This window comes from Reichenbachiella sp. MALMAid0571 (assembly GCF_040151475.1).
GTDB lineage: Bacteria > Bacteroidota > Bacteroidia > Cytophagales > Cyclobacteriaceae > CAXBNB01.
The window spans coordinates 14628-28442 of the sequence record NZ_JBDKWG010000120.1 but is presented as its reverse complement, the minus strand read 5'-3'; the positions used below and the strand labels follow the sequence as shown (position 1 = coordinate 28442).

Sequence of the window (13815 nt, the reverse complement as noted above, 5' to 3'; positions counted from 1 at the left end):
CCTTCACCTTCAATAATTTCTATAAAACTCTTTTAGACGATTGGTTAATCTCGTGTAAATCGGTTTGGTAAACTCAAGAAACATTTGTTTCGGTGGAGGTGGGGCTATTTGTGTGTTTTTCACAATGCTAAGGTCATTTTTGCTAAGCGCCCTTTTGTCTCCATTGTATGTACCCCACTCGTTGAACCAGACAAACTCGCCAGCGAAATTTTCGAGGAGTATTCTGGAGTCTGTCTGGCCTTTTACTATTTCCAGGCTTAGGACTCCCTTGGATATTATTTCCATACGATTAACTTTCATGTCTGCTTTTACCACACCCATAGCAGCTTTTTTAGTGCCATCATCCAGAGTTACTTCTCCTACTTTTATGGTGTCACTTTTTACTTCTCGCACTTGTTGCAAGGTGTGTGTTTCGCCCACTATAAAATCATCAAATTGCATTTTTATAATTTGGTCTGGGTTGGTTAATCCTTCCTTTCTCGCTTGGGTATAGGAATAGAACCTTACAAATTCGTTCATCTCTAATTTTCGAAGAAAGTCTGCAACCAGATTGTGAAACTGCTCTCCGCTTTCTTTGTAAGTTCTGGATGGTACTGCCACTTGATCAACTATTACTTTCAGTGTCGCTGCATATTTGGCCTGGTCAATCTTTGCATGAACATCCTTATAGTTTGGAACGAATGCATCGGCATCCAGAAAATGAAAATAAGCCTTTTTTGCACTTTCTCTGGTATTTAAATTTAATGAAGAAAGTCCTGCCTGATACTGTTCGTCAGCAGCTTTGTTTTTTGCCTCGCTTAAATTTTGATAATAGTTGGCAGGAGACGGTATAACTTGTTTAGCAGCGGGAGATCGTTGGATTTCTTCATATAAAGCGTTTAGCTTATTGTATGAGTAAACGGTCTCTGTCCACACAAATGGGTGATTAGATGATTTGAGGTTTCTGATGTTCGACAAATAAAACTCCTGAGCCAATGGATAGGCTTGTCTCAGTGTCTGCCTTGATTTTTTGTTTTCCGGGTTCTTTCTGAGTTTTTCAACAGACTTAACAACCGCATTATAGTAATCTCCCTGTTCCAGCATTTTCTTGCCAGAAGAACAAGAAGCCAGTACAAGCAATACTAACAAATGAGTGAAATGTTGTTTGATAAAGTTTTTCATAACGGGTCAATTTCAACAATTCTACTTTAAATTAAAAATAGATTATTAAATTATCTAAAGTGGGATTTTAAAGTACGGGATAAAGGATACAAAAAAGCCTCCTCAAAATAATTCGAGAAGGCTTTTCAGGGTTGTAAAAAAAATTATTTTTTACTTTCTGTTACTTCAATATCTTTTTTCAAATCTTTGATGATTTGAGCGGTTTCTTTTGTAGTTATTTCGGTTTTAGCCTTAACCTCATGAGAACTATTATGGTTTCCTCCTAAAATTGGAGCAATTACCAAACCTACTAAACAAGTCAATTTGATCAATATATTCATTGATGGACCGGAAGTGTCTTTGAAAGGATCACCTACTGTGTCGCCAGTAACGGCTGCCTTATGAGCCTCAGACCCCTTGTAAGTCATTTCACCGTCTATCATTACTCCAGCCTCGAAAGACTTTTTGGCATTGTCCCACGCTCCTCCTGCGTTGTTTTGGAAGATGGCCCACATCACACCGGAAACACATACTCCGGCCATATATCCACCAAGTGGCTCAGCACCAAAAACCAATCCTATGACGATAGGTGTAATGATGGTGATTAACCCCGGAAGTAACATTTCTTTGAGTGCTGCTTTTGTTGAAATATCAACGCATTTTGCATACTCAGGAGTTCCAGTTCCTTCCATGATTCCTGGAATTTCTCTAAACTGTCTTCTAACCTCCTGCACCATTTCCATAGCAGCTTTTCCAACAGACTGCATGGCCAAAGCGGAGAATACAACCGGAATCATTCCCCCAACGAATAACATAGCCAGTACGTCAGCTTTAAATATATTGATGCCGTCGATTCCCGTAAATGTGACATAAGCTGCAAACAGTGCCAATGCTGTTAAGGCTGCTGAAGCAATGGCAAAACCTTTACCAACTGCAGCAGTGGTATTACCCACTGAATCAAGAATATCAGTTCTCTCACGAACTTCTTTTGGTAATTCACTCATTTCAGCAACACCGCCTGCATTGTCAGCAATAGGACCGAAAGCGTCAATGGCCAATTGCATTGCAGTGGTAGCCATCATCGCAGATGCCGCAAGGGCTACTCCATAGAATCCTGCTAAAGCATAAGAACCATAAATAGCAGCAGCAAACAAGATTACTGAAGCGAATGTTGATTTCATTCCGACTGCCAATCCTGCTATAATGTTGGTAGCAGCTCCGGTAGAACTGTTTTGCACAATATCCATTACTGGTTTTTTACCCAAACTGGTGTAGTAGGCAGTTACAAAAGATATTAATGCTCCTACAGCCAATCCAATCATAGCTGAATAAAATACATGTCTGGAAGGTATTTCTTTCATTCCTTCTCCAAAGAAATTCATCGTAAGTATGTCTGGTAACATCCAGTCGATTAAAAACCAGCTTGCAATTAGGGTGATTAAAATAGCCACCCAGTTTCCTGTATCCAGTGCTTTTTGAACCTGAGATTCCTTAGCTTCATTGCTGGAAATTTTTACGAATACAGTTCCAATGATAGAAGCAAGAATACCTACACCTGCAATAACTATTGGAAGTAAAATTGGTCCCATATTATTGAATCCATCCGTAAACTGACCAGCAGCAGACATGTCTTTTATTAAATAATTTCCCAGAACCATAGCGGCAAGTACAGTTGCTACATACGAGCCAAACAAATCGGCTCCCATTCCTGCAACATCTCCTACATTGTCACCTACGTTATCAGCGATAGTTGCGGGGTTTCTTGGGTCATCTTCAGGAATACCTGCTTCCACTTTACCTACCAAATCAGCTCCTACATCAGCTGCTTTTGTGTAAATTCCCCCACCTACTCTTGCAAACAATGCAATCGACTCTGCACCAAGAGAAAATCCTGCCAGAGTTTCAAGTACAACAGTCATGTTTTCATAGAAAGAGCCTTCCATTCCCATAAACTGACTTAGGAAAAACATAAAGAACAGACTCAAACCAAGAACGGCCAGGCTTGCTACTCCTAATCCCATAACGGTACCTCCACTGAATGAAACTTTTAAAGCCTCAGGTAAGCTGGTTCTGGCTGCTTCTGCGGTACGATTGTTCGAGTCTGTTGCAATCCGCATTCCTATGTTTCCTGCAAGGGCAGAAAAAACCGCACCGAAAATAAATGCTGGTACTATCATCCAGCTAGTTGTATCTACCAAGGTTGAAATGCCAAACAGAGCAGCTGAAGCAACTACGACAAATATCAAAAGGAGACGGTATTCTGCATTAAGAAAGGCAAGAGCACCTTCTTTAATTGCTTTGGAAATTTCCTGCATTTTTTCATTTCCCGGGTTTTGCTTTTTTACCCATGCCATTTTGATCAGCATAAATATTAAACCCACACAAGCCAAAGCAATTGGCACATAAATTATGTTATTCATTATTTAAAGATTTAGTTAGTCATTTGCATAATTAAAAAAGGGCATGAAGCCCTTTTAAAAAACTTGCGCAAAGATATATGAACAGCATAAAATACAAAGTGTAAGTAGTTATTTTATACCACTTTATGGCCAATAAATGAGTGTGCACTCTTGAAAAATGCACACCGTTAGGCTGGCTGGAATTATTCAATGTTATTTGGACTGGATGTCTTAGACTCAACGCTGAGTTATCTAAAATCAAAATCATATATTTGCTTTCCAAAAAATCAAGACTATTGAAACAAATTATCAGCTTCTTTTTAAAGAATGTTCCCAGGAAATATTTGCAGCTTTTCAGTCATGTTGTATTGAAAATAGTTTCTATTTTTTACGTAGGAAATAAAGTACAATGCCCTGTTTGTGAAAGTAACTTCAGGAAGTTTTTACCTTATGGGAGAGAAGCAAGAGAGAATGCATTGTGTCCAAACTGCCTTTCTTTGGAACGCCATAGACTAATGTGGTTGTTTTTGAAGGAAAAAACAGATTTTTTTACTTCAAAAAAGAAAGTGCTCCATATTGCCCCTGAAATATGTTTTATAGAGCTTTTTGAGAATATCCATAAGGAGAACTATATCACCGCCGACCTAGAATCTCCTCTGGCGAAGGTGAAAATGGACATACACGAAATGCCATTTGAAGACAATAGTTTCGATGTAGTATTTTGTAATCATGTGATGGAACATGTAGCTGACGATTTTAAATCAATGGGGGAAATTTTTAGGGTTCTTAAGCCAGGTGGTTTTGCTATTATTCAAATTCCAATATTTCATCCTGTTCCTGACATTACTTTAGAGGATTCTGGTATTACAGATCCAAAAGACAGAGAGAAGCATTATGGCCAGGATGATCATGTAAGGCTTTATGGTAAGGACTACCCTGATCGTTTGAGGTCAGTAGGCTTTGTGGTAGCAGAGGATAATTTTGTAAACCAACTTTCTATCGAACAACAAACAAAATATGCTCTGCCAAAAGATGAGGTCATTCATTTTTGTGAAAAAGCAATATAAGAATAAAGGTGTTTTGTTCATCACAGGAAATAACTATTGATCTTCTATTCCAGAATACTTTATTGGCAGGGTACTTCAATTGTAATGGTAGAGCCTTTTCTCTCTGGTTGGGTATCAAAATCAATTTTGGCGTTAATTAAGTTTAGTCTGTATTGTATATTGTTCCACCCATTTCCCTTGCTATTTTTGAACAGATTGATATCATATCCGGTACCGTCATCTTCTATCAGAATGATCAATTCATCTGAATATCCGGTCAATTGAAGCTCCACATTAGTTGCTTTTGCATATTTTACTATGTTAGACAACAATTCCTGAATTACCCGGAAGAGCGATAATTTTACAGTCTCATTTAAGTTTTCTGGAACGTCGAACGTATTCAGTTTTATACTCAAAGTTTTTGATTCATTGATTCTGAATATCAACTCTGATAGAGCCTCTGTCAAACCGGCTTTCATAAGTTTATGCGGCATCAATGTAAAAGCAATGCTTCGAATTTCATCATGAATGTTATTAAGTATTACCTGAGAGTTTTCGAAGGTTGTTTGATTGGAAGCATCAGAACTATCGGACTTGTGGAGGCTAAATATATTGAGTCCCAATGCAGAAACCGATTGGCCTAGTCCATCGTGAATGTCTCGTGCAATCCGTTTTCTTTCATTCTCAAGAGAATTTATTACTGCGGAGGTTTGTTGTTCTTTCAATTTTTGTTCCTGTACCCTCAGAGTTTCTTTTTGCTTGTTTCTAATGTTATATTGCCAAAACACGAAAATAAGAGCTGCTATTATAAGTGTAAGGAATAATCCAATGATAATTAATATATTGACTTTTAATTGCGCTTCCTGTTCCTTGAGTTCAGCATTTTGATTATCTATTTTTTGTTGTTTTTTAATGATTTGATAGCGAGCTTCCAATGCATCATGTGCCCTGTTTTGCTTGAGTTGAGAGACCGAATCCTGAAGTTGTAGTCGTTTGTCCTGAAATATCAGAGCTTCATTCAATTTTCCCAGTGATCGGTTATAGATATTTAATGAGGCATATACATCCATGAGGTTTTCAATACTGCCACTGGAAATGGCATGTTGCTGAGCTTTATTAAGATAGTAACTTGCCGAATCATATTTTTTGAGCATAGAAAAAGTAGTTCCCAGATTATTGAAATTGTTTGCTAGTTCAAAATCATCAGCTAGCAGGGTATTCAAACTAAGAGCACGGGTGAGCCAGGATTTTGCTTTTTGATAGTCTTTTGTTTCCAGATAAATACCACCAATACTGTTCATTACTTTGGCGAGTTTTATTGAGTCCTCATAAGTGAGTAACTCAATATTGTTTTTTTGGATATCTCCAAAGGCATTGAGAGATTTGAAGTGAAAGTCTAGTGCTTTTGAGAATTGTTGTTTGGATTGATAATTTACCGCAATACTGTTCAACACGTCGGCTATTTCTGAAGACTTTACCCTTGAAAATATTTTGGACAGAGAATATCCAATATTACCATCTTCGATACCCTTGTCATATTTTTTATAATCATGGTAAATAATGGCATTGTCCTTATAGTGATGAATTATTCTGGAAGAATCACCCAGTATTTTTGAAATATTTAGAGCACGTTCATTGTAAGCGAGTGCCTCGTCATAAATACCAATATCCAGATTGATCAAAGACAATTCATGGTACATATCTATGAGACCTAAGGAGTCTTTTATATCTGTAAAAATAGCTATTGCATTTTCGGCATGGACGATCGCACTGTCGTATTTATTTTGATCGGAATAAAACAAACACATAGTAAGATGAAACTCTCCCGCACTGATACTGTCCTGGCGATTTACAGGATCACTGTTTTTGGATTGAGATTGATGAGACAGTAAGAAGAAAGAGATTATTCCAAGTAAAAACCTGATTAGTTGGGTATGCATATATGGCAGCCACTTTTTTTTCATTCCAATCTTTGCTCATTTGTTATGATAGGCATTCGAAGATAAGTTTTTTTCGAATGAAATTACAACAGAGAGAAGTACGGAAATCGAAGTAGCAGTTTATCCACACCTTGAGAAAGCCTATGAACTGGCTTAGCAATTAGACCGCATCTATCACAAAATGTAAAAGACAAAGGTGTAGGGTTCACTAAACTGGCACAATGGTATGATCAGGTAGAAAAGTTTAGTTAACATATTCTGATACATTCAAATTGAACAACCTTGTTTTTGGATTTTCCGAATTTTGGATTTCAAAATCAATTCGGATCAAGCAATGAATGCCTGTCAAATATAAATTATCTGAATTTTTTTGTAAGAAATTAGACTAGAGCAGGAACTAAAGCTAGCTCTATAAAAGCCAGCCCTAGTATATTAACCTGTACATCAATAACCTGTTCCTGCCGGTTGAAAAGATCTAAATGGAGTAATCAAATAACATTAGTAATAGCTGGTAATAACTCCATTAGATAGTTATTTATCGCTAATTTATATTATAAAGTAAAATAATCAAATATTTTATACATTTTAATAACATTAAAAATAATACTATTAAAAATAAAGTGAAATGCTTTTGTAAATAATACAACCTCATGAAACTATTGATTAGCATATTTTGTTTGGAATAGCAAAGCAGAATATTACTTTTGCACAAAACATTTGAAATAAATTTAAATTAAAGAGAAATGATTAGAGTTGGAATTAATGGTTTCGGACGAATCGGAAGATTGGTTTTCCGAGTTGCAGCAGAGAAATCTAACATCCAGGTCGTAGGTATAAATGACCTTGTTGATGTAGAATATATGGCTTACATGCTAAAGTATGATTCTACTCACGGAAAATTCAACGGAACTGTTGAAGTAAAAGACGGCAAGTTGGTCGTAAACGGCAATGAAATCAGAGTAACTTCTGAAAGAAACCCAGCAGATTTGAAATGGAGTGATGTAGGTGCTGACTATGTTGTGGAATCTACAGGTCTTTTTCTTACAAAGGAATCTGCTCAGGGGCACATCGATGCAGGTGCTAAGAAAGTAATTATGTCTGCTCCTTCTAAAGATGATACTCCTATGTTTGTAATGGGGGTAAATCAGGACAAATATACTTCTGATATGCAATTTGTATCAAATGCTTCTTGTACTACCAATTGTCTTGCTCCTATTGCCAAAGTTTTGAATGACAACTTTGGAATCAAAGAAGGCTTGATGACAACAGTTCATGCTGCTACAGCAACACAAAAGACTGTTGATGGGCCTTCGGCAAAAGACTGGAGAGGCGGACGTGGTGCTTACCAAAATATTATTCCTTCATCTACAGGAGCTGCCAAGGCGGTAGGTAAAGTAATTCCTGAACTAAATGGAAAATTAACAGGTATGTCTTTCCGTGTTCCTACAGCTGACGTATCTGTAGTAGATTTAACGGTAAATCTTGAAAAACCCGCAACTTATGAGGAAATCAAGACTGCCATGAAAAAAGCCTCTGAAGGTGAGCTAAAAGGGATTCTTGGATATACTGAAGATGATGTGGTTTCTACTGATTTCTTGGGAGATAGTAGAACATCAATCTTCGATGCAGGTGCCGGCATCCAATTGAGCGATACTTTTGTGAAAGTTGTTGCTTGGTATGACAATGAATGGGGCTACTCTACTAAAGTTGTTGAACTGGTAGAATTTATTAATTCAAAAGGTTAACCAACAGCATTGTTAAAATAATTAAAAGGTTGCCATTGGCAGCCTTTTTTATTTTACAATGATTCCTACAGATTTCATTTCCAATATTGATTGTTCGAAATCCGTTGGCTTCAGGTTAACTGCTCTGGTACCTTGCTTCAGAACTTTCACACTGTACCCTAATTCCGTAGCATCTATAGCTGTAAATTTCACACAATAGTCGGCAGCCAGCCCAACGACAGTCACTCTCCCCACATCTTGAGATTGCAAATAATTATGTAAACCTGTCGATTGTAATTTTCCATTATCATAAAAACCACTGTAACTGTCAATACCCGGATCAGTTCCTTTCACAAACACTTTTTGAACTATATCCATTCTCAATTTTTCAGAAAATTTCGCCCCCAAAGAATTTTGTACACAATGAGTCGGCCAGAGTATCTGCTGAAGCCCATTTAAATTGATGATTTCTCCTGGTTTTCTATCCGGGTGATTGGCAGCAAAACTACCATGATTGGCCGGATGCCAATCCTGAGTAGCCACCACCAAGTCGTATTGGTTCTGAATACTATTAATGAATGGTATTACTTCATCTCCATTTGGAACAGCCAATGCTCCTCCCGGCAAAAAATCATTTTGTACATCAACAATTATTAAGCAGTTTTTCATCCCTCTTAATGATTTCTAAGTTTCAGTATCAATTCATTTTTTAGCGCAAAAAGGCTCTCTTCCAAGCCTACCGGATATTTGTGTGGAAACTCAAACCTCTTTACACTACCATCCATACTTTCCATCTGTTTAAAAACATGTTTTTTTATTTCTCTGATTTTCGGAGGATTATAAACTTTAGCTCCTTTCCTGAAAATCGGAATTAAAAGATTCAAAACCTGTTCTTCCTCAAGGGAAAAAGATTTACGCTTAGTAGCATCTGAAGGGTCAATCATTTTAAATGCTCTTTTGTCTGGCAAGCTTTCATCATAAATCATATCTCCGATGAATTTACCATTTTTGGAGAACCGCTTTACTTGCTGAATTCCCGGGTTATTGATTTTCAAAGTCTGCTCCGAAAGTTTTATCTTATAGTCCCATTCATTAACCTTATTTTTTATTGCGGAAAGTTTATAAACAGCTCCAAGTGCTGGTTGGTCAAATGCGGTGACCAACTTTGTGCCTACACCCCAGATATCAATTTTTGCTTCCTGATTTTTCAAACTAGCAATCAAATGCTCATCCAGATCATTACTGGCTACAATCTTAGTTTCAGAAAAACCAGCCTCATCCAACATTTGACGAGCTACTTTGCTGAAATAGGCCAAATCTCCGGAATCAAGCCTGATACCATAAAATACCTCCCCCCTTTGCTTAATCTCTTTACCAACTTCTATTGCTGTCTTTATACCTTCTATGGTGTCATAGGTATCAACCAAAAGAACAACATTATTGGGCATAACTTTAGCATAGGTTGCAAATGCTTCTTTTTCCTCCTCGAATGACATTACCCAGCTGTGCGCATGAGTACCACTTACAGGAATATCAAAAAGCTTTCCTGCCAATACATTGGAAGTAGAATCACAACCGCCAATATACGCAGCTCTACTTGCAGCCAGGGCTCCATCTATACCTTGCGCTCTGCGCAAACCGAACTCAAGTACGGAATTATTTTTTGCAGACGCCTTAATTCTGGAAGCCTTGGTTGCGATTAAAGTCTGAAAATTGAGCATATTCAGAAGCGGAGTTTCCAGCAATTGACATTGATATACCGGGCCTCTTATTCGAATCATGGGTTCGTGAGGAAAAACCACTGTGCCTTCCGGTACCGCATCTATATCGCATTCAAATTCCATATTTCTCAAAAATGAGATAAAATCTGGTTCAAATAATTGTCTTCCATCATTGCCTTTCATTTCCAATAGATACTCCAGATCCTTTTCAGTAAACTCAAAGTTATCGATATAGTCGATCACATACTCCAAACCACAAGCCACAGTGTAACCACCTTTGAATGGGTTTTCTCTAAAAAAAAGATTAAATACAGCTTCCTGATTGGCTTTACCAGATTTCCAGTAACCATAAGACATGGTCAATTGATACAAATCAGTAAGTAAGGTCAAAGAACCGGAATATAAATCGGAGAGTAATTTCATGTAATATTAATAATAGAGTCAAGTTTGAAAGCTCTGTCTAAATCTACATTTGAGGATTATGGCTGCTTGGACGATTATCGCATGGATTCTATGTAATTTCTTCTCTAATTTAACCAAATACAATCAATGTTGTGAGGAGATGAAACTAAAATTCATTAACCACCCAGCCCTTTACTAATTCAACACTTCTTCTTTGTATGAATTTCTACTCTTGTACCACACATTCAGCACAACTCCAGATAGAACCAAAGCCATTCCCAAATAAGTAAAAAGATTGTATTGTTCTCCGAAAATAAAAAAGCCAAATCCAAGGGAGTAAATGATACCAGTGTAGTTCAAAATAGAGACTTTGGCTATCTCCTCTATTTGAAGCGATCGGGTCATAAAATATTGAGCCACCTGCGTACAAATACCTATAAGTAAAAGATACACCCAGTCCATTCCTACAGGAGTAACCCAATGGAACAGGGAGTAGGTAAGTGCCAAAGGCAAAGTAACCAGAGGGAAATAAAAGATAATGACAAGTGGATGCTCGGTAGTCTTTAGTTTCCTTACAAAATTATAAGCAAGCCCGGTACAAAAGGCAGACCCTATCCCTATCAAAGTATGCTCCAATGAAATCCTGGAATCAAAACCCTGAATCAATACTATTCCCAGAAATGAGAAAGTAAAAAACACAAATTGATACCATTTCACTTTTTCTTTCAAAATAAAAACTCCTAAAATGGCCGAAAAAACAGGTGAAAGATATTGCAATGTAGAAGCAGCGGCCAACGGAATTTGTTGCAAAAGCATAAAAAATGAAGATAGTGCTACCGCACCAGCTACACCTCTAAAAATCAGAATTTTCTTATTATTGCCCCATACCGAAATGCCCTTTGACATTAAAATTGAGCCACTGATAACCAATGAAATAATTGACCTGAACAAAATAATCTCTATTGGGGGAATGTTTGGAAGAGATTTCACCAACACTTTCATCAACGTGAAAATGAAAGTAGCATACAACATGTACCTAACACCTTTTGTCATATTTGAGGATCAATGCTTTGAAATGGAATAATTCAAAGAATCATTCCGTCTTTCATCTCAATTTTTCTATCTGCCATATCTGCCAGTTCTTCGTTGTGAGTGACAATTACGAAAGTTTGTCCAAGGCTTTCTCTTAAGTTAAAAAACAAACTATGCAATTCTTTGGCATTGACGGAATCGAGGTTGCCGCTAGGCTCATCAGCAAACACAATGGAAGGATCATTGATGAGTGCCCGGGCTACAGCAGCTCTTTGCTGCTCGCCCCCTGAAAGTTGAGATGGTTTATGATTCTTTCGATTAGTGATATTGAGCAATTTCATTAGTTTATCTGCCCTGTTTTTCAGGGCTCCATTATTCTCCCCACGGATAAATGCAGGCATGCAAATATTTTCGTAGGTGGTGAATTCCGGCAAAAGATTGTGAAACTGAAAAACAAAACCTATTTCAACATTCCTAAATGCGGCCAGTTGATTTTGAGAAAAAGATGCTATCAATTTATTGTTGATGGCTAAAGAACCAGAATCGGGCTGATCCAAAGTCCCAAGAATATGAAGAAGTGTACTTTTTCCTGCACCGGATGATCCGACTATAGAAACTATTTCACTTTTTTGAATAGATACATTGATGCCTTTCAAAACCGGAAGATCTCCGTAGGACTTTTTAATATTTTCTGCTTGTAGGATCATTTTTAACAAAGCAGCAAATATATTGATTCTCTTTGACCACAAAGAGAATTAACGAATATAATGTAGTACCAGATTTTCAGGGCTTCCTCAAGCCACTAGCTGAGATTTAGAGATTTCTTTTTTTTGACCTAGTATCTTAATCTCATCTACCATGACAAAATTGAACGGAAGGCAGAAAAAACTACTCAAGTCTTCTCCCGACTCATACATGTCATTGTCTCCATCTTCATAAAACCAATTCACAATTATCTTCTTTCCCTTCCTGTGCATTAATTCTAGTTTTTTAAGGTAAATGAACAAGCATTTTGACGAGCTGGTATTGAAGTACTCAAAAGCAATGTTGGTCTTTAGAGTATGATAACCCTCGGACATAAACCTGTCAAGGCTGTCAAACAAGTGATCGTAAAACTTCAGAGGGTTTTCCGGGCAAGATCTTCCTCTCATATCCATTAGTCCTTTTTGGGGATTAAAATAAATGGAGGGAGATACCCTTGTTGGTCTAATAAAATATCCGTTCATAGCTGTTTGAAAAAAATAACTTAAATAATAAATATCACTTGATGGTTGAAATCAATTATAAGCAATATAAATATAATATTTGAATTATTTATTTCATTTGATAACAAATAATAACACTATTTAATATTTTTCTTACATAATGTCTGTTTTGTCAAAATAACGTATTTTTAAGCATTTAAATGAGTTTATGGCAATATTTAACCACTGTGATTTCATAAAACAATCATAATTAATAAATGTTATAACATATTATTAATGCGATTAAAATAACTAACAGCTACAAAAAACGAATCCACATCAGGAAATAAATTATCAATTTCGATCAATGGCCTAGCGTTAAATGCCTCATTAACAGTCAGGTTAAAAAAATAGAAAATCATAATACTTCTTTACATATACTTCCTCTTTCTACATATCTTCATAAATTTGAAACAACACACTATTTTCACAAAAAAATGAAAAGATATATTGCACTACTCGGTTGTTTGTTTCTCTTTATGTCCCAAACATCAATTGCCCAATATGGAAAAAACTGGGCGGCTTACCCAATGGATTCATTGGAAAAGGTTATTGTTAAGTCTGGAAAAAATTGGTTGCCTTTCATTGAAAAGCTTTCCATGGATTGTGGGCTTTACAGGCTTTCGGCAGGTAGTGAAGATGTGCAAGAACCCCACAGGCTTGATGAAGCATATTATATAGTGAAAGGAAAAGCAACTCTGGATGTTCAGGGCAAAAAACAAGATGTACAAAAAGGATCAATAGTTTACGTCCAGGCCAATGCAAAACATAAGTTTGAAAATATTACCGAAGACCTGTTGGTTTTGGTTTTTTTTAGTAAAAGACACCCCAAGCCAAGTAACACCCAATACCAATACTTCGACTATGAGGAATTGCTTAAAGAAGGTCATCCGAAGTTTAATACTACCAATTCATTCCTAATTGCCCCAACCATGAACCTCGGACTCTCCATGATGCCACAAGTGAAAAACGGGCATGAAATGGTGAAACACAAAGTTGACGAATTTAGCCTTGTCATAAACGGAAAAGGTAAATTTGCTCTTGGTAAAAATGACACTGTAAATGTAGTACCCGGCACCTTTCTATATGTAAAAGATAAAGTACCTCACCAGTTTTTTGGCCTTGAAGAAGATTTAGAAGTTTTGATAATGTTTGAAAAGGAATAAC

The 13815-nt window shown here is 36.9% G+C and carries 11 protein-coding genes; 3 read left to right on the top strand and 8 right to left on the bottom strand.

Annotated elements, in window-relative coordinates:
* Positions 1-9: 9 nt before the first annotated feature.
* Positions 10-1161, bottom strand: a complete 1152-nt coding sequence (locus tag AAOP42_RS08360) for a tetratricopeptide repeat protein (protein ID WP_349528035.1) — start codon at positions 1159-1161, stop codon at positions 10-12.
* A gap of 143 nt (positions 1162-1304) precedes the next feature.
* Positions 1305-3560, bottom strand: coding sequence for a sodium-translocating pyrophosphatase (locus tag AAOP42_RS08355; protein ID WP_349528034.1), 2256 nt, complete (start codon positions 3558-3560; stop codon positions 1305-1307).
* Positions 3561-3835: 275 nt separating this feature from the next.
* Between AAOP42_RS08355 and AAOP42_RS08350 the strand changes: the two genes are divergently transcribed.
* Positions 3836-4606, top strand: a complete 771-nt coding sequence (locus AAOP42_RS08350; RefSeq protein WP_349528033.1) for a class I SAM-dependent methyltransferase — start codon at positions 3836-3838, stop codon at positions 4604-4606.
* Positions 4607-4665: 59 nt separating this feature from the next.
* On the opposite strand, the gene AAOP42_RS08345 is transcribed toward AAOP42_RS08350, so the two are convergent.
* Positions 4666-6549, bottom strand: coding sequence for a tetratricopeptide repeat-containing sensor histidine kinase (locus AAOP42_RS08345; protein WP_349528032.1), 1884 nt, complete (start codon positions 6547-6549; stop codon positions 4666-4668).
* A gap of 719 nt (positions 6550-7268) precedes the next feature.
* Here AAOP42_RS08345 and gap point away from each other — a divergent pair.
* On the top strand, positions 7269-8270 hold the full coding sequence (gene gap, locus AAOP42_RS08340; RefSeq protein ID WP_349528031.1) for a type I glyceraldehyde-3-phosphate dehydrogenase: 1002 nt from the start codon (positions 7269-7271) through the stop codon (positions 8268-8270).
* A gap of 48 nt (positions 8271-8318) precedes the next feature.
* On the opposite strand, the gene pncA is transcribed toward gap, so the two are convergent.
* The 5 genes from pncA to AAOP42_RS08315 form a co-directional block, all read right to left on the bottom strand.
* Complete coding sequence (pncA, locus tag AAOP42_RS08335) at positions 8319-8918, bottom strand: bifunctional nicotinamidase/pyrazinamidase (protein ID WP_349528030.1); 600 nt, start codon at positions 8916-8918, stop codon at positions 8319-8321.
* 5 nt (positions 8919-8923) lie between these two features.
* Positions 8924-10393, bottom strand: coding sequence for a nicotinate phosphoribosyltransferase (locus AAOP42_RS08330; protein ID WP_349528029.1), 1470 nt, complete (start codon positions 10391-10393; stop codon positions 8924-8926).
* Positions 10394-10567: 174 nt separating this feature from the next.
* Positions 10568-11425, bottom strand: coding sequence for a DMT family transporter (locus AAOP42_RS08325; protein ID WP_349528028.1), 858 nt, complete (start codon positions 11423-11425; stop codon positions 10568-10570).
* A gap of 32 nt (positions 11426-11457) precedes the next feature.
* Positions 11458-12108 (bottom strand): ABC transporter ATP-binding protein, encoded by a 651-nt coding sequence (locus AAOP42_RS08320; protein WP_349528096.1) that lies wholly within the window; start codon positions 12106-12108, stop codon positions 11458-11460.
* A 90-nt stretch (positions 12109-12198) separates the two neighbouring features.
* Positions 12199-12630, bottom strand: a complete 432-nt coding sequence (locus AAOP42_RS08315; protein WP_349528027.1) for a DUF1987 domain-containing protein — start codon at positions 12628-12630, stop codon at positions 12199-12201.
* A 455-nt stretch (positions 12631-13085) separates the two neighbouring features.
* On the opposite strand from AAOP42_RS08315, the gene AAOP42_RS08310 reads away from it, so the two are divergent.
* On the top strand, positions 13086-13814 hold the full coding sequence (locus tag AAOP42_RS08310) for a cupin domain-containing protein (protein WP_349528026.1): 729 nt from the start codon (positions 13086-13088) through the stop codon (positions 13812-13814).
* Position 13815 lies beyond the last annotated feature (1 nt).

Coding starts and splice junctions, on each gene's coding strand:
- AAOP42_RS08330 (WP_349528029.1), bottom strand. CDS start 10,393: ATGAAATTACTCTCCGATTTATATTCCGGTTCTTTGACCTTACTTACT.
- AAOP42_RS08360 (WP_349528035.1), bottom strand. CDS start 1,161: ATGAAAAACTTTATCAAACAACATTTCACTCATTTGTTAGTATTGCTT.
- gap (WP_349528031.1), top strand. CDS start 7,269: ATGATTAGAGTTGGAATTAATGGTTTCGGACGAATCGGAAGATTGGTT.
- AAOP42_RS08345 (WP_349528032.1), bottom strand. CDS start 6,549: ATGAAAAAAAAGTGGCTGCCATATATGCATACCCAACTAATCAGGTTT.
- pncA (WP_349528030.1), bottom strand. CDS start 8,918: ATGAAAAACTGCTTAATAATTGTTGATGTACAAAATGATTTTTTGCCG.
- AAOP42_RS08325 (WP_349528028.1), bottom strand. CDS start 11,425: ATGACAAAAGGTGTTAGGTACATGTTGTATGCTACTTTCATTTTCACG.
- AAOP42_RS08315 (WP_349528027.1), bottom strand. CDS start 12,630: ATGAACGGATATTTTATTAGACCAACAAGGGTATCTCCCTCCATTTAT.
- AAOP42_RS08355 (WP_349528034.1), bottom strand. CDS start 3,560: ATGAATAACATAATTTATGTGCCAATTGCTTTGGCTTGTGTGGGTTTA.
- AAOP42_RS08310 (WP_349528026.1), top strand. CDS start 13,086: ATGAAAAGATATATTGCACTACTCGGTTGTTTGTTTCTCTTTATGTCC.